This window comes from Rhodopseudomonas sp. G2_2311 (genome assembly GCF_047501505.1).
Classification (GTDB): domain Bacteria; phylum Pseudomonadota; class Alphaproteobacteria; order Rhizobiales; family Xanthobacteraceae; genus Rhodopseudomonas; species Rhodopseudomonas palustris_H.
On the sequence record NZ_JAZDRK010000011.1, the window covers coordinates 24,790 to 38,606 of the forward strand.

Consider the following 13,817-nt stretch of genomic DNA (forward strand, 5'->3'; position numbering starts at 1 on the left):
CTTTGATTGGACAGCCTTTCTGACCGAATCCATGGCGAGGAGACCGCCGTCCCGACAGCTAATCAGCTCCGGCGCTGCGCAATCCTCCAGTCGTCCTACTTGTCCAGTAGTTCTACGGGGGCGGGGTTTAACCCCCCCTCAATCTGCAAGCTGCACATTGGGTTCCAGAATTGGACCGGTTAACTGCGCTCCTATGCTCGCTGTGGCGTGCGGTGTCGTACCAATCCTGTGATTTGGTCTTCCATCAGACGAGTAGATGCCGATGTTGTCCAGACTTTCGATTCGTACCAAGATCATCGCGCTCGTGGCGCTGCTTCTCGTGGCCATGTCGGGGATCGGTGGGCTGGGCCTGCTCAAGATGCGGACCCTGAACGACTCGACGGTCGATATCGCCACCAATTGGCTGCCGAGCGTGCGCGTGCTTGGTGACATCCGCACGACCCTGGCGATGTACCGGGTGACGCTGCGAGCCCACGCGATGGAAACAACGGTGGACGGCAAGACGGCTGCGGCGAAGCGGATTGCCGGTGTCGAAGACGTCATCAACAAGCAGCTCGCCAGCTACCAAAAGATGATTACCACGCCTGAAGAAAAGGCGCTGTACGAGCAGTTCAGCAAGGAGCTGAACGTCTATCTCGACGGTGCCAAGAAGGCAGTGGAGATGTCGCAAAAGAGTGTCGGTCAGTCGACTGCCGAGCTGGGCGAGTACCTGACCAAGACGCTGGGGCCGATCGGAAGCCGGGTCGATGCCGTCCTGCAGAAGGATGTCGATCTGAACAAGAAGGGTGCTGATGAGTCGACCGCGTTGGCGGAAGCGACTTATAGCTCGGCGGTGATGATCGTCGTCAGCATTCTGGTGCTGACGATCGCGTTCAGCTTCATCGCCAGCTATCTGGTGATCCGCGACATCAGCCGCGGCATTGCGTCGATCATCGCGCCGATGCAGGCGCTGGGCCAGGGCAACCTCGCTGCCGAGGTGCCGCATCGCGGCGAGTCGACGGAAATCGGCGCGATGGCGGATTCGCTGCAGATCTTCAAGGAAGCGCTGATCGCCAAGCGCGAGGCCGATCAGGCTGCGGCGCGCGAAGCCGAGGAGAAGATCGCTCGCGGCCAGCGGGTCGACGCTGCCACAAGGCAGTTCGAGTCTGCGATCAGCGAAATCGTCGAGACGGTGTCGTCGGCCTCCACCGAGCTGGAGGCATCGGCCGGCACGCTGACCTCGACGGCCGATCGCTCTCAGGAACTGGCGACCTCTGTCGCCGCGGCGTCCGAAGAAGCTTCCACCAATGTCCAGTCGGTGGCGTCCGCGACCGAGGAAATGTCGTCGTCGATCACCGAGATCAGCCGTCAGGTCCAGGAGTCGTCGCGCATCGCCTCGGAGGCGGTGGATCAGGCTCGCAAGACCAACGCCAGCGTCGGTGATTTGTCGGAAGCGGCCAGCCGGATCGGCGACGTCGTCGAACTGATCAACACCATTGCGGGCCAGACCAACCTGTTGGCGCTCAACGCCACGATCGAGGCGGCGCGCGCCGGTGAGGCGGGCCGTGGCTTCGCCGTGGTGGCCGCCGAGGTCAAGGCGCTGGCGGAGCAGACCGCGAAAGCCACCGGCGAAATCGGCCAGCATATTTCGGGAATCCAGTCGGCGACCAACGAGTCGGTCAATGCGATCCGCGAGATCGGGCAGACCATCGGGCGGATGTCGGAGATTTCGTCGGCGATCGCCGCTGCGGTCGAGGAGCAGGGCGCCGCTACTCAGGAAATCTCCCGCAACGTGCAGCAGGCGGCGCACGGCACCCAGCAGGTGTCGTCGAACATCACCGACGTGCAGCGCGGCGCCACCGAGACCGGTTCGGCCTCGGCCCAGGTGCTGTCGGCAGCGCAGTCGCTGTCACAGGAATCCAGCCGGCTGAAGATCGAGGTCACCCGGTTCCTCGATACGGTCCGCGCCGCCTGATCGCCGTTTTTCCCCCTTCAACTCCGCGTCATGCCCGGCCTCGTGCCGGGCATCGACGTTCTAGGGGGAGGGTTCGAGACGGCGCTGCGCGCGTCCCCATCGTGAGGTTCTGTCTGTGGTGAGTCCGCCAAAGTGCGGCTCTGATTCCATCAGAAAGGAATCGCTCTCAGGCGAAACGCTTGGCGATCAGCAGGCAGAGCAGCACCGACCCCGACGATGCCGTCACGATCGCCATGTTGGTCAGGTTCTGAGCCAGCATTGTGAGCCACGCGCCGCCCGCCGCAGCGGCCGGCTTGCGTCGTTTCGCTTTGGAGGTCTTGGCGGCCATGGCGCTATCCGGTCAGAGGCGGTGATCGGGACATGTTCCCCTATCCTGCGCCCAGTATCCGCCGCAGCGTTGGCCGAAGCCTTAACGGGAGACGGTCTCCCGCCTCCGATCACGCTCCATGGTTTACGGATCGCGGCTGCGTGATGATCCGAGGTGTGGTCAGACGAGGCATGCGGCTTGCACGCTCGCTCTTAGATTGAATCTGGCCGATGCAGTCCGCAGTTTTGTGCCAAATCAAACCATTTGGCAGGGCTCTTTTGTTAGATTGAGAATTGATAGCGCCTGTTACAATCGTTCTAAACTCCCGATGGCGCCGGCTTGAATCTCTTGACCTTCGCGGCGCCGATTGGAAGAACGAGTAATGACCCAAATCCCCCATCACAACGGCCACAGCCATCACCAGCCGATCCTGCTGGGGAACGCGCGACGCGGCTATCGCGGCGTCGTGCAGGCGATCGATCCGCACCGCGGGGCGTCGTCGTTGCAGCCGATCGAATTGGAAAGCCGGCTGATCGAACTCGGCTTCGTCGAGGGGGCCAAGGTCGAAGTGTTGCACGAGGGTATCATCGGCCGGGATCCGATCGCGGTCCGGGTCGACAACATCACCATCGCGGTCCGCCGCCGCGAGGCGATGGCCGTCGTGTTGATGTGACGCGCAGATTGCAGCTTCTTGATTTGGCGATTGCGCGATGAGCTCGATCGATTCTCACCCGTTCAACCTTGCCCTGGTTGGAACACCCAATAGCGGCAAGACCTCCCTGTTCAACGCGCTGACGGGTAGTCGCCAGAAGGTGGCGAACTACCCGGGCGTGACCGTCGAGCGCAAGACCGGCCTGTTCACCACGCCGGCTGGCCGCGTCGTCAGCCTGGTCGATCTGCCGGGCACCTATTCGCTGCGCGGCCGCAGCCCCGACGAAGAGATCACCCGCGATGTGGTGCTCGGCCGCAAGTCGGGCGAGCCGGTGCCGGATCTGGTGCTGTGTGTCGCCGACTCGACAAACCTGCGGCTGACCTTCCGGCTGATGCTGGAATTGAAGGGGACCGGCCGTCCGCTGATGCTCGTGCTGAACATGTACGACATCGCGATGCGCCGTGGCGTCACGGTCGATGTCGAGAAGCTGTCGGCGCAGCTTGGATGGGGGGGTGAGACGTCGATCGCGGTCGGAATGGGGGGCACGGGGTTGTTGTTTAGGGGGAGGTTTTATTCGCGGGGGGGGGCGCCGGCGCCCGCGACCGACACCAATTGGCGGCCGCTGTCCACCAGCGAGCTGCGCGCGCTGCAGCGCGAGGCCGACCGCATCATCGCCGATTGCGTCAGCCTGCCGGCGCGGCCCCACACCCTGACGGCTCAGATCGACCGGGTGGTGCTGCATCCCGTCGCCGGCCTGCTGATCCTGATCCTGATCCTGTTCGTGATGTTCCAGGCGGTGTTCTCCTGGGCGCAGCCGATCATGGAGCTGATCTCCGGTGGCTTCGAAGCCCTCGGCGCTTTCGTCCAGGCCAACTTGCCCGAAGGGCTGCTGCAGAGTTTCCTGCAGAACGGCGTGATCTCCGGCGTCGGCAGCGTCCTCGTATTCCTGCCGCAGATCATCATCATCTTCCTGTTCATCCTGCTGTTGGAAGACCTCGGCTACATGGCGCGCGCCGCGTTCCTGATGGACCGCATCATGGGCGGCGCCGGGCTGCACGGCCGTGCCTTCATTCCGCTGCTGTCGAGCTTTGCCTGCGCGATCCCGGGAATCATGGCGACGCGCGTGATCGACAACCGCCGCGACCGCCTCACCACCATCCTGATCGCGCCGCTGATGACCTGCTCGGCGCGCATCCCCGTCTATACGTTGATCATCTCGGCGTTCGTGCCGGCCAAGGACGTGTTCGGCTGGATCAATCTGCAGGGGCTGGTGATGTTCGGCCTCTACACCGCGGGCATCGTCAGCGCCCTGACGGTGTCGGCCCTGGTCAAGTTCTTCATGTGGCGCGACTACGAGCCGGCGCCGTTCATGCTCGAACTGCCGGACTACAAGCTGCCGCGGCTGCAGAGCGTTGCCATCGGCATTTATATCCGCGCCAAGATGTTCCTGCAGCGCGCCGGTACCACCATCTTCTCGATGATGGTGCTGATCTGGTTCCTGGCCTCGTTCCCGCGCCCGCCGATCGGCGCGACCGAACCGGCGATCGACTACAGCCTGGCCTCGATCATCGGTCACGCGGTCGAGCCGGTGCTGGCGCCGCTCGGCTTCAACTGGCAGATCGCGGTGGCGCTGATCCCCGGCATGGCGGCGCGTGAGGTCGCGGTCGCGGCGCTCGGTACCGTCTATGCGATCGAGGGCGGCAAGGAAGCGGCCGAGCAGATCGGCCTGGTGCTGGCTTCGAAGTGGAGCCTGGCCACCGCGCTGTCGCTGCTGGCCTGGTTCGTGTTCGCGCCGCAATGCGCCTCGACGCTGGCGGTGATCAAGCGCGAGACCGGAAGCTGGCGCTGGATGGGCGTCACCTTCGTCTACATGTTCGCGCTCGCCTACATCGCCAGCCTGATCACCTACAACGTCGCCGTCGCGCTCGGCGCCGGCTAGCGTCGGCGTCAACGAGCGCAGTCCAGTGCTGCGCGCTGGATCGCTCGGCCTAGAGCGCTTCATCGATTGATTGAAGCGGATTTGGCCTTTGCCAAGCGTCCGAAGTCCTCATCCTTCGAGACGCCCGGCTTTGCCGGGCTCCTCGGGACGAGGCGTCAGTCAATGTGGGAAAGCCATCCTGGCGATGGCGAGCGGCAGGCCGTCGCTGGCCTAGAACACCGCGATCGGCTGCGCCGCGTAGCTCGGGCGGATTTCGGCCTGCGGCTGAACGGCGCGCAGCACCGCCTTGGCGATGCCCCGGCCGCGATCGTCGATCCCGGTCCACTGCGCATGGCGGCCGCGGGAATCCACCTCCAGCAGCTTGACGCCCTGCGGCACGTCCTGGCCGTCGCGGACGACGCCGCGCAGGATGCCGTCGCACGGCGCCCGCACCGGAACGCCGCCGAGGTGACCGATCGGATAGCCGTTGAAGACACGGCTGCCGATTTCGACCGCGGTCCGCCATCGGCCGCTGGCCTGAGAATACTGGAAGCGCTCGGCTCCGACGCCGCCGAGCGGGCTGGCGACGCCATCGGCCGCATCGGTCCAGCCGGAGCCGACGATCAGGCCGCTGCGGCCGGGACGGGTTTCGATCGCAACGTCGCAGTTCACCGCGGTCGAGAAGCCGGGCCCGAGGCCGACGCTGACGCGTGCGAGCCCGCGCAGATCCGGCGTGACCCGGTGCTTCTGCATCCGCGCATCGATCAGCACGTCGACGGCGCTGATCGGCAGCAGGTCCGGGAGCGCCAGCCAGGTCACCAGCACGTTGTCGTGGCGGCGCAGCGCCTTGAAAATCTGGGTGGCGTGATCGACGCGCTCACCCCGCACGCCTTCGACCGTGACTTCGTCGCCGTACAGCGCGTCGTGAAACGCCATCTTGCGGCGGATCACGGGCGGAAACGGATCGTGCGACATCACCACACAGCAGCCGGCGCGGTACAGATGCACAGCGACGGCGGAGGCGATCTCATTAGTCCCGAGCACGACCGCGAAGCCGCCGGCGCTGAGTTGGAGAGGCTGCGTCATCACCACCACGCTGTGTTCAGTGTCTGGAGCCTGTTTAAGCAAGAGCCGGACCAGACCGAGTAGGCGCTGTTAGTGGTAATGGGTGGCGGGTTTTGATGTCGGAAAGCCAACGTTGTGTCGGGTTGTGCGGCGCGAGCGGTGTCGCTGTAATGACACCGGCTGGCAACTAGGTGTGGTTTGTCGGCCTAAATCGAACGTCGTAGCGGTTGGCCCGGTTCATGCAAGTTCACTTGCAACGAAACCGATGGAGACCGTCCCGTGCACCCTGAACCACTGCACGCAGAGCGGCCCGAACCCGCGCCCTCTTCGCCCCCTGCCGGGCGCCCCGCAGAGATGCCTCCTGGTATGCCGGCCGGAATGCCGTCGGCCACAGGTGGCGCCTGTCCGTTTCACAATGATCAGCGCGAGGCGCGCGTCGGCAAGCAAAAGACGCTGGTCCTGACCGGCGCGTCGCGCGGTATCGGCCATGCCACCGGCAAGCTGTTCTCCGACGCTGGCTGGCGCATCATTACCTGCTCGCGGCAGCCGTTCGCCGATGACCGCTGTCCGTGGGCGACCGGCCTCGAGAATCACGTCGCGGTCGAACTCGCCGACCATCGCGCGGTACCCCGGGCGATCGACGAGCTGAAGGAGAAGCTCGGCGGCGGCCCATTGAACGCCCTGATCAACAATGCAGCGATCTCCCCCAAGAGCGCCGAAGGCGAGCGGCTGACGTCGCTGAATACGCCGGTCGGGACGTGGATGAGCGTGTTCCACGTCAACCTGCTGGCGCCGGTGATGCTGGCGCAGGGGCTGTTCGACGAGCTGCGCGCCGGGCAGGGCTCGATCGTCAACGTCACCTCGATCGTCGGCTCGCGCGTGCATCCGTTCGCCGGCAGCGCCTATGCCACCTCGAAAGCGGCGCTGACCTGCCTGACCCGTGAGATGGCGCATGACTACGCGCCCTACGGCATCCGGGTGAATGCGATCGCGCCGGGCGAGATCAAGACTGACATCCTGTCGCCCGAAACCGAGGCGATGCTGGCGCCGACGATTCCGATGCGGCGGATCGGGACGCCGGAGGAGGTCGCCAAGGTGATGTTCTTCCTGTGCTCGGATGCGGCCAGCTACGTCACCGGTGAAGAAATTCACATCAACGGCGGTCAGCACGTCTGAGTGTCGGCTTCAGGCGAATAGTTCGCAATTAGTTGCGGTTGACTAGCAATCACACACGGCGGCCGGCCGGCTGCCGCTCTTTTGGTCGGTCAGTTTTGCGCTGCGTCAATGCGGTAACGGCGGCGGACTGGTGCTAGAGTAGTAATCAGTTGATTATCAGCATTTTGATCAGTGGTAATGAACTAAGCAGAGCTAGCCATAACTTCCGCAGCGATGCAGCCAAGATGAGCACGACATCTGGTTGGAATTCATCCACAATCTCCCAATGCTCCGGATCTGACGGGGGAAGGCTCGGGAGCGATGGAGACGAGCTATGGCTCAGCGCGAAATCCGCCTTGTCGAAAACGAGTACCCGTCGCCGTCGATGACCCATCCTCCAATACCGCTGAGTGATATCGCGCTCACCGGCATTTTCGAGATCTCGAAAATCCTCACCTCACCGGCGCGGCTGGAGATCACGCTCGCCAACGTCGTCAACCTGCTGCAGTCGTTCCTGCAGATGCGCAACGGCGTGGTGTCGCTGCTGGCGGATGACGGCATCCCGGATATTACCGTCGGCGTCGGCTGGAACGAGGGCAGCGACAACCGCTATCGCGCCCGGCTGCCGCAGAAGGCGATCGACCAGATCGTCGCCACCGCGGTGCCGCTGGTCGCCGACAATGTCTCTGCCCATCCGATGTTTACCGCCGCCGATGCGATGGCGCTCGGCGCTACTGACGAGACCCGGGTGTCGTTCATCGGCGTGCCGATCCGGATCGATTCGCGGGTGGTGGGGACGCTGAGCATCGATCGCGTCCGTGACGGCCGTTCGCATTTCCGGATGGACGCCGATGTGCGCTTTCTCACCATGGTGGCCAATCTGATCGGCCAGACCGTGAAGCTGCACCGCGTCGTCACCCGCGACCGCGAGCGGCTGATGGCGGAAAGCCACCGGCTGCAGAAAGAACTGTCCGAGCTGAAGCCGGAGCGTGAGCGCAAGCGGGTCAAGGTCGACGGCATCGTCGGCGAGAGCCCGGCGATCCGCAAACTGCTGGCCAAGGTCAGCATCATCGCCAAGTCGCAGTCGCCCGTGCTGCTGCGCGGCGAGTCCGGCACCGGCAAGGAGCTGATCGCGAAGGCGATTCACGAGCTGTCGGCGCGCGCCAACGGCCCGTTCATCAAAATCAACTGCGCGGCGCTGCCGGAATCGGTGCTGGAGTCCGAGCTGTTCGGGCACGAGAAGGGCGCGTTCACAGGCGCGATCGCCTCGCGCAAGGGGCGGTTCGAGCTCGCCGACAAGGGCACGTTGTTCCTCGACGAGATCGGTGAGATCTCCGCGTCGTTCCAGGCCAAGCTGCTGCGCGTCTTGCAGGAGCAGGAGTTCGAGCGGGTCGGCGGCAACCAGACCATCAAGGTCAACGTCCGCATCGTCGCTGCGACCAACCGCAATCTCGAAGAGGCGGTGGCTCGCAAGGAGTTTCGCGCCGACTTGTATTACCGCATCAACGTGGTGCCGATGATCCTGCCGCCGCTGCGCGACAGGCCCAGCGACATCCCGCTGCTGGCGACTGAATTCCTGAAGAACTTCAACAAGGAGAACGGCCGCGAGCTGGCCTTCGAGTCGCACGCGCTGGATCTGCTGAAGGCCTGCTCGTTCCCCGGCAACGTCCGCGAGCTGGAGAACTGCGTGCGTCGCACCGCCACCCTGGCGATGGGGCCGGAAATCCGCGACAGCGATTTCGCCTGTCACCAGGACGAATGCTTGTCGGCGATCCTGTGGAAGGGCCACGCCGAACCTGCGCCCGAGCGTCCGCGCCCGGAAATTCCGCTGCAGGTCCTGCCACGCAAGGCGCCGGTGGAAATCGTGCATCCGCGCGAGCCGGTTGCATCAGCGGATGATTTTGCGTCGGCGCCGGTTCGTTCGGAGATGCCATCCGACGAATCGAACATGTCGGAGCGCGAGCGGCTGATCAACGCCATGGAGCGAGCCGGGTGGGTGCAGGCGAAGGCCGCGCGCATTCTCGGCCTCACGCCGCGCCAGATCGGCTACGCGCTGAAGAAGCACAACATCGAGCTCAAGCACTTCTGACGCGTCTTGCACGTGATCATCGGCCAGACGCGCGACGCTCTCCGGCGCCGCGCGTTTTGTCTGTCTGTGGGTGCTTCGAAGCAGACCATTGTGGTGTCTTGCGAAGTTCGATGACGGGTCAGGGCAGCTGTCAGACTTGCGACAAGTGTCGGGGGCCTTACACCGGCGTTGGCCCTCTGAGGCGTCAAATAGTTCTTTAAAATCAATCATCAGGCATCTGGCACGCGGCTTGAAAGACAACTGGTCAGCAGCACTCTGCGAACCAGGAGCCGACCATGGCCTACAAGATTGTTACCTCCCAGTGCACCGTCTGCGGTGCGTGTGAATTCGAATGCCCGAACGCCGCGATCAGCATGAAGCGCGGCACCTACGTGATCGACGCGACCAAGTGCACCGAGTGCGAAGGTCAGTTCGACAAGCCGCAGTGCGTCTCGGTCTGCCCGGTCGACAACACCTGCGTGCCGGCCTGACGCGTGATCTTGCAAGACGGCCGACGCCTTGACCGTCGGACGCCGTCTTCAACGGATCGCCGCGCCCGCGGATCGGAATTGATCTTCGCCGGCTCGGTTGCAGCACCATCACCCACCGTCAAGCCGCCTGTCGTGCGGCGATCGAACGAGGCCCGGATATGAGCAAGCTGCTGCAACTGCACGATTTCAGCGCGCTGGGAACGACGTCGTTCGACGAGATGCGCAAGAGTGCAGCGCAATCGGGCTGCAGCAGCAAGGGTGGCGCCGGCAAGACCAGCTGCGGCTCGGCCGCAGGTCCCAGCGATCTGCCGCCGGAAGTTTGGGAGAAGGTGAAGAACCATCCCTGCTACAGCGAGCAGGCGCACCATCACTTCGCGCGCATGCACGTCGCGGTCGCGCCCGCGTGCAACATCCAGTGTAATTACTGCAATCGCAAATACGATTGCGCCAACGAATCCCGCCCCGGCGTGGTCAGCGAAAAGCTGACCCCCGAGCAGGCCGCGCGCAAGGTCGTCGCAGTGGCCTCGACCATCCCGCAGATGACGGTGCTCGGCATCGCCGGCCCGGGCGATGCGCTCGCCAATCCGGCCAAGACCTTCAAGACCTTCGAGCTGGTCACTGAGACCGCACCCGACATCAAGCTGTGTCTGTCGACCAACGGCCTGATGCTGCCCGACTATGTCGAGCAGATCGCCGCCATGAAGGTCGATCACGTCACCATCACCATCAACATGGTCGATCCCGAAGTCGGCGCGAAGATCTATCCGTGGATCTTCTACAATCACCGCCGCTACACCGGCGTCGAGGCTTCGAAGATCCTCAGCGAACGGCAGTTACTCGGCCTGGAGATGCTGGTCGCGCGCGGCATCCTGGTGAAGGTCAACTCGGTGATGATCCCGGGGATCAACGACGAGCATCTGATCGAGGTCAACAAGGCGGTGAAGTCGCGCGGCGCCTTCCTGCACAACATCATGCCGCTGATCTCCGAAGCCGAGCACGGCACTGCGTTCGGCCTGTCCGGCCAGCGCGGCCCGACTGCGCAGGAGCTCAAGGCGCTGCAGGATGCCTGCGAAGGCGAGATGAACATGATGCGGCACTGCCGGCAGTGCCGTGCCGACGCCGTCGGCCTGCTCGGCGAAGACCGCAGCGCCGAATTCACCACCGAAAAGGTAATGGCGATGGACGTCGAATATGATCTCGCCGCGCGCCAAGCCTACCAGGCCAAGGTCGAGGCCGAGCGCGACGCGATCGCGGTCGCCAAGCAGCGCGAGCTGGACAAGCTCGCCGACGAGACCGCGACCATCAAGATCCAGGTGGCAATCGCCACCAAGGGCGGCGGCGTCATCAACGAGCACTTTGGCCACGCTCACGAATTCCAGATCTACGAAGTGTCGACTGGCGGTGCGAAGTTCGTCGGTCACCGCCGCGTCGATCTGTATTGCGAAGGCGGCTACGCCAGCGAAACCGGCATCGAGCCGATCCTCAAGGCGCTGAACGACTGCACCGCCGTCCTGGTTGCCAAGATCGGCATGTGCCCGAAGGATTCGCTCGCGGGTGCCGGCATCGAGGCGGTCGAGACTTACGCGTTCGAATACATCGAGCAGTCGGTGATCGCGTACTTCAAGCAGTACCTCGAGCGCGTCGGCAAGTCGGAGATCCGCCACGTCGCGCGCGGCGATGCCACGATCCGCCAGGGCGCTTTTACCGAGGCTTAGGGCGAGCGCAGCGAAGGGGAACGGCCATGGCCTACAAGATCGTCGCCTCGCAATGCACCGGCTGCTCGGCCTGCGAGCCGCAGTGCCCGAATGTGGCGATCTTCGAGAAGGCCGGCACCTTCGCGATCGATCCTTCGAAGTGCTCGGAGTGCATCGGCCACTACGACGAGCCGCAATGTGTCGCGGTGTGCCCGGTCGACGGCACCTGCGTGATCGACAATTCCGTCCCGCGCTACCAGGCAGCATGAGGCGATTCCGATGGACATGAGCTTCACCCCCTCGGCCGAAAAATTCATCCGTCGCATGCTGCGGTTCAGCGGTGGCACCGGCGGCTTCCGCCTGGTGGTCAGCGCCGGTGGCTGCTCCGGCCTGTCGGCGCAGTTCGACATTGCCGGCGCGCCGCACACCGGCGACGCGGTGGTCGATCGCGGCGACTACAAGCTGTTCCTGCCGGAATCGAGCCTGAAGCTGCTCGAAGGCGTGGTGATCGATTTCATGGAGACGCCGACCTCCAGCGGCTTCATGTTCCACGATCCGAAGGGATCGAACTGTCAGTGCGCCAGCGACAGCGGCTCCAAGCCGACCGCCGGTCTGCACCAGCTGCGGGAGCTGTGAGCCATGCCCGACCTGATGCACAGCGAACTGACGATGTCCGGTCCGGAGCAGTCGTTGCTGGCCGGGGCGTTGCTCGGCGCCGGTCTGCCGGCAGACGCGCATCGGCATCTCGAGCTGGCGGGCCGCGACTATCAGAGCGAGGCGCTGGCTGAGCAGCATCTGCGCGAAGCTCATCTGCTGGCGCCCGACCATGCCGCAGTGCTGATCGGGCTGTACCGGTTCTATTTCTATAAGGGCCGTCTCGGCGAGGCACTGGAAGTGGCGCAGGCTTGCCTGTGCAAGGCGGCGCGCGACAACGGCCTCGCCTCCGACTGGCGCAGGGTGCGCCGCGGCGACGCCGAGTTTTCCAGCTATTCGGCGGTGCTGCCGCGGTTCTATCTGTTTGCGCTGAAGGCCTACGCCTATTTGCAGATGCGGCTCGGCCAGCTCGACGAAGGTCACGCGGCTGTCGAGAAGCTGCTCGAACTCGATCCGACCGACAAGGTCGGCGCTGCCGTGCTGCTCGATGTGTGGCGGCGGATAGGGCAGGACGATGACGACTGACATCGACGAAGCCCGTGATTGGCAGGGCAATGAGGTTGATTGTGCGTCGTGCCCGCATCACGAGCTGCTGTCCGCCGGGCTGTGCGAATTGAAGAAGGCGTGTGTCCAGGATCGCTATGCGCGGCGGCTGGAGCGGTTCTTCCAGCAGAACCGGGCGCTCGCCGATTCCTATCTCGACCATCCGTATTTCGAGACGCGCGCGGTTGCGGCGGGCTATGCCACGGTGTTCCTGCTGCCGAAGCTGCTGCAGGATCCGGACGAGACGGTGCGGTGGAGCGCGGCACGCCGGCTGCCGAAGCGCTATCTGCTCGGCCTGCGCAGCGACCCGCATCGCGAAGTGCGGATCCGCGTCGCCTCGGTCCTCAGTGACGACGAACTGCGCCCGATGGCGAGCGACGAGGATTATTATGTCCGCCAGATCGTGGCGCGGCGGGCATCGCCCGGTCTGCTGCCGCTGTTGGTGCTCGATCCCGATCCCGGCGTGCGCCGCGAAGTGGCTCGGCGGATCGGCCCGGAATGGCTGGCCCAGATCGCGATGGATAAGGACGGCGAAGTCCGTCTTGAAGCCGCAAAGCGAATGACGCCGGGCCGGCTGCTGGCGATGCTCGGCGATGCCGATTGGCGGGTCCGCTACGAAGTCGCCAGCCGTGTCGACGCCTACGAACTGGCGCCGCTGCTCGACGATCCCGATCCGCTGGTGCGCGAGCTTGCGCGCAGCCGCAGCGGCTTCACCGAACCTGCACAGCTCAAACCCGCAACGGAGCCCTCGCCATGAACATCGCGCGTGACAGCGACATCGTCGAGCTCGACGGCCCGCCGGAGTTTGAATACGGCCAGAAGGTCCGGGCGCGGCTCAACATTCGCAACGACGGCACCTTTCCCGGCAAAGAGATCGGCGAGGTCCTGGTGAAGAAGGGCGACGAGGGCTACGTCGTCTCGATCGGCACCTTCCTGCAGCAGTTCTACATCTACGGCGTCGACTTCGTGGCGCAGGGCCGCATCGTCGGGATGAAGCGGCGGGAGTTGGTTGCGGTCGAAGCCTTCCAGGCCGAAGCGCAGGAGGCGATGTGATGACGCCGGAACCGCGATACCAATGGGGCCAGCGCGTCCGCGCCGAGATCGACCTGTTCAATGACGGCAGCTTTCCGGACCAGCCGGAGGACGCGCTCCTGGTGAAGAGCGGCGACCCTGGTGAGATCGTCCGGATCGGCCTGCACACCGAAACTAATCGGCCGGTCTATCTGGTCGAATTCGCCGAACACCGGGTGATCGGCTGCCTCGAAGACGAAATCACCCCACTCTGACCTGTCGCCGCGGCGGCCAAGCAAAGGACC

At 64.4% G+C, this 13,817-nt stretch carries 15 protein-coding genes; 13 read left to right on the forward strand and 2 right to left on the reverse strand.

Annotated elements, in window-relative coordinates; genetic code table 11:
* Positions 1-262 precede the first annotated feature (262 nt).
* Complete coding sequence (locus tag VRZ08_RS15280) at positions 263-1,954, forward strand: methyl-accepting chemotaxis protein (RefSeq protein WP_346295824.1); 1,692 nt, start codon at positions 263-265, stop codon at positions 1,952-1,954.
* A gap of 166 nt (positions 1,955-2,120) precedes the next feature.
* Here VRZ08_RS15280 and VRZ08_RS15285 read toward each other — a convergent pair whose 3' ends face one another.
* A complete protein-coding gene (locus tag VRZ08_RS15285) occupies positions 2,121-2,282 on the reverse strand; it encodes a hypothetical protein (RefSeq protein ID WP_165858170.1) in 162 nt (53 codons plus the stop codon).
* 361 nt (positions 2,283-2,643) lie between these two features.
* Between VRZ08_RS15285 and VRZ08_RS15290 the strand changes: the two genes are divergently transcribed.
* Together VRZ08_RS15290 and feoB are read left to right on the forward strand one after the other, a co-directional pair.
* Positions 2,644-2,934, forward strand: coding sequence for a FeoA family protein (locus VRZ08_RS15290; protein WP_107357111.1), 291 nt, complete (start codon positions 2,644-2,646; stop codon positions 2,932-2,934).
* A gap of 37 nt (positions 2,935-2,971) precedes the next feature.
* Positions 2,972-4,852: a ferrous iron transporter B gene (gene feoB / locus VRZ08_RS15295; RefSeq protein WP_414533084.1), complete on the forward strand. Its 1,881-nt coding sequence runs from the start codon at positions 2,972-2,974 to the stop codon at positions 4,850-4,852.
* A 210-nt stretch (positions 4,853-5,062) separates the two neighbouring features.
* On the opposite strand, the gene VRZ08_RS15300 is transcribed toward feoB, so the two are convergent.
* Complete coding sequence (locus VRZ08_RS15300; RefSeq protein ID WP_414533085.1) at positions 5,063-5,917, reverse strand: xanthine dehydrogenase; 855 nt, start codon at positions 5,915-5,917, stop codon at positions 5,063-5,065.
* A gap of 357 nt (positions 5,918-6,274) precedes the next feature.
* On the opposite strand from VRZ08_RS15300, the gene VRZ08_RS15305 reads away from it, so the two are divergent.
* The 10 genes from VRZ08_RS15305 (at position 6,275) to VRZ08_RS15350 (ending at position 13,787) form a co-directional block, all read left to right on the forward strand.
* Positions 6,275-7,072 carry an SDR family NAD(P)-dependent oxidoreductase gene (locus VRZ08_RS15305; protein WP_264053585.1) on the forward strand — a complete coding sequence of 266 codons (798 nt, stop codon included), beginning with the start codon at positions 6,275-6,277 and terminating at the stop codon, positions 7,070-7,072.
* 313 nt (positions 7,073-7,385) lie between these two features.
* On the forward strand, positions 7,386-9,140 hold the full coding sequence (nifA, locus tag VRZ08_RS15310; RefSeq protein WP_414533086.1) for a nif-specific transcriptional activator NifA: 1,755 nt from the start codon (positions 7,386-7,388) through the stop codon (positions 9,138-9,140).
* 275 nt (positions 9,141-9,415) lie between these two features.
* Positions 9,416-9,610: a 4Fe-4S binding protein gene (locus VRZ08_RS15315; protein WP_011160163.1), complete on the forward strand. Its 195-nt coding sequence runs from the start codon at positions 9,416-9,418 to the stop codon at positions 9,608-9,610.
* 158 nt (positions 9,611-9,768) lie between these two features.
* Positions 9,769-11,325 (forward strand): nitrogenase cofactor biosynthesis protein NifB, encoded by a 1,557-nt coding sequence (gene nifB / locus VRZ08_RS15320; protein ID WP_414533087.1) that lies wholly within the window; start codon positions 9,769-9,771, stop codon positions 11,323-11,325.
* 26 nt (positions 11,326-11,351) lie between these two features.
* Positions 11,352-11,573 (forward strand): 4Fe-4S binding protein, encoded by a 222-nt coding sequence (locus tag VRZ08_RS15325; protein ID WP_107357105.1) that lies wholly within the window; start codon positions 11,352-11,354, stop codon positions 11,571-11,573.
* Positions 11,574-11,583: 10 nt separating this feature from the next.
* Positions 11,584-11,940, forward strand: coding sequence for a HesB/IscA family protein (locus VRZ08_RS15330; RefSeq protein WP_107346171.1), 357 nt, complete (start codon positions 11,584-11,586; stop codon positions 11,938-11,940).
* 3 nt (positions 11,941-11,943) lie between these two features.
* Entirely contained in the window at positions 11,944-12,483 is a 540-nt protein-coding gene (locus VRZ08_RS15335; protein ID WP_107357103.1) for a hypothetical protein, read from the forward strand.
* Positions 12,473-13,258: a 4Fe4S-binding leucine-rich repeat protein gene (locus tag VRZ08_RS15340; protein WP_164571232.1), complete on the forward strand. Its 786-nt coding sequence runs from the start codon at positions 12,473-12,475 to the stop codon at positions 13,256-13,258. The genes VRZ08_RS15335 and VRZ08_RS15340 overlap by 11 nt, the downstream gene beginning before the upstream one ends.
* Positions 13,255-13,554 (forward strand): nitrogen fixation protein NifZ, encoded by a 300-nt coding sequence (locus VRZ08_RS15345; RefSeq protein ID WP_414533088.1) that lies wholly within the window; start codon positions 13,255-13,257, stop codon positions 13,552-13,554. Before VRZ08_RS15340 ends, VRZ08_RS15345 begins: the two co-directional genes overlap by 4 nt.
* Entirely contained in the window at positions 13,554-13,787 is a 234-nt protein-coding gene (locus VRZ08_RS15350; RefSeq protein ID WP_107357100.1) for a nitrogen fixation protein NifZ, read from the forward strand. Before VRZ08_RS15345 ends, VRZ08_RS15350 begins: the two co-directional genes overlap by 1 nt.
* Positions 13,788-13,817 lie beyond the last annotated feature (30 nt).

Bases quoted from the DNA above. Each gene is read 5' to 3' on its own strand.
- VRZ08_RS15340 (WP_164571232.1), top strand. From the start codon at position 12,473: ATGACGACTGACATCGACGAAGCCCGTGATTGGCAGGGCAATGAGGTT.
- VRZ08_RS15305 (WP_264053585.1), top strand. From the start codon at position 6,275: ATGCCGTCGGCCACAGGTGGCGCCTGTCCGTTTCACAATGATCAGCGC.
- VRZ08_RS15345 (WP_414533088.1), top strand. From the start codon at position 13,255: ATGAACATCGCGCGTGACAGCGACATCGTCGAGCTCGACGGCCCGCCG.
- nifB (WP_414533087.1), top strand. From the start codon at position 9,769: ATGAGCAAGCTGCTGCAACTGCACGATTTCAGCGCGCTGGGAACGACG.
- feoB (WP_414533084.1), top strand. From the start codon at position 2,972: ATGAGCTCGATCGATTCTCACCCGTTCAACCTTGCCCTGGTTGGAACA.
- VRZ08_RS15335 (WP_107357103.1), top strand. From the start codon at position 11,944: ATGCCCGACCTGATGCACAGCGAACTGACGATGTCCGGTCCGGAGCAG.
- VRZ08_RS15350 (WP_107357100.1), top strand. From the start codon at position 13,554: ATGACGCCGGAACCGCGATACCAATGGGGCCAGCGCGTCCGCGCCGAG.
- nifA (WP_414533086.1), top strand. From the start codon at position 7,386: ATGGCTCAGCGCGAAATCCGCCTTGTCGAAAACGAGTACCCGTCGCCG.
- VRZ08_RS15315 (WP_011160163.1), top strand. From the start codon at position 9,416: ATGGCCTACAAGATTGTTACCTCCCAGTGCACCGTCTGCGGTGCGTGT.
- VRZ08_RS15285 (WP_165858170.1), bottom strand. From the start codon at position 2,282: ATGGCCGCCAAGACCTCCAAAGCGAAACGACGCAAGCCGGCCGCTGCG.
- VRZ08_RS15290 (WP_107357111.1), top strand. From the start codon at position 2,644: ATGACCCAAATCCCCCATCACAACGGCCACAGCCATCACCAGCCGATC.
- VRZ08_RS15300 (WP_414533085.1), bottom strand. From the start codon at position 5,917: ATGACGCAGCCTCTCCAACTCAGCGCCGGCGGCTTCGCGGTCGTGCTC.
- VRZ08_RS15280 (WP_346295824.1), top strand. From the start codon at position 263: ATGTTGTCCAGACTTTCGATTCGTACCAAGATCATCGCGCTCGTGGCG.
- VRZ08_RS15325 (WP_107357105.1), top strand. From the start codon at position 11,352: ATGGCCTACAAGATCGTCGCCTCGCAATGCACCGGCTGCTCGGCCTGC.
- VRZ08_RS15330 (WP_107346171.1), top strand. From the start codon at position 11,584: ATGGACATGAGCTTCACCCCCTCGGCCGAAAAATTCATCCGTCGCATG.